Source organism: Arthrobacter sp. SPT-J7 (assembly GCF_059089965.1).
On record NZ_JBNHFF010000474.1, the window covers coordinates 1 to 1,057 of the forward strand.

Here is a 1,057-nt window from a genome sequence, read left to right on the forward strand (position 1 = left end):
GCGGGGCGTGGCGGACCGGGTCCGCGAGCTCCTCGAGATGGTCTCGCTCGACCCGGACATGGCAAAGAGGCGCCCGCACCAGCTCTCGGGCGGCCAGCAGCAGCGCGTGGCCCTGGCCCGGGCCCTGGCCCGCGAACCGGAACTGATGCTCCTGGACGAGCCGTTCTCCGCACTTGATGCCGGACTCCGCGTAGCCACCCGCAGGGCCGTGGCAAAGGTCCTGAACCAAGCGGGTGTCACCACCATCCTTGTGACGCACGACCAGGCGGAAGCATTGTCCTTCGCCGATCAGGTAGCAGTGATGCGCGGGGGAAAACTGGCGCAGATCGGCAACCCGTTTGTGGTGTACACCCGGCCCGCAGACCGCGCCACCGCCGAGTTCCTGGGCGATGCCGTGATCCTGGACGCCTGGATGGAAGGCTCCCTGGCAACCTGTTCCCTTGGCGGCATCCCGGTCCGGCGCCCGCCGGCCCAGGGCCGGGTTCAGCTGATGCTTCGGCCCGAACAAATCCGGATCGCCGAGGACGGCCCCATCCGCGGAGTGGTGGTGGAGACCGACTATTTCGGCCCTGAAACCACCGTGCGGCTCAAGCTTGCGGTTCCGCCCGAATTGGCCAGCCGCGCCGACCACCGTTATCCGGGCGGCGGCGAGATCATTACCATCCGGCACTGGAACGCCTCCCTGGCCCGGCCAGGGATGGAGCTTTGCCTGCGTGTGGTGGGCGAAGGCGTGGCCTTCCCCTCCGAATCCTGACGGGCCCCGGAGGGTGCCGTTTCAGCCGTTCCAGTGAAACCGGATTTCTTAGTCCCTGCGCACCTGCCTCGTGGCCGTTCCCCCGCGGCTGGATTCGGCCCTTACGGATGTGACCTGTTGACGCGGGCCAGGCTTGGCCTGCAGGGACCAGCCGCCAAGGGAGTTGATGGAGACGGTTCCCAACAGGGTTTCGGCACGTCCGGGTGTGACGTCATAGACCTTCACCGAGGCTGAACCGGCAGGGACGGCGCCATCGATCCTGGACGTTCCCGCGAAGTCCATGTCCTTGTTAAGGCGGTGCCG

The 1,057-nt window shown here is 67.4% G+C and carries 1 protein-coding gene and 1 pseudogene; one reads left to right on the forward strand and one right to left on the reverse strand.

What is annotated here, in order from left to right; translation table 11 throughout:
- Positions 1-754, forward strand: a 754-nt coding sequence (locus AC5RWX_RS33690; protein ID WP_494100486.1) for an ABC transporter ATP-binding protein, incomplete at its 5' end; no start/stop codon positions are given.
- Between the two features lie 48 nt (positions 755-802).
- Here the strand turns inward: AC5RWX_RS33690 and AC5RWX_RS33695 are convergent.
- A pseudogene (locus AC5RWX_RS33695) lies at positions 803-1,057 on the reverse strand (multicopper oxidase family protein); the annotation flags it as partial.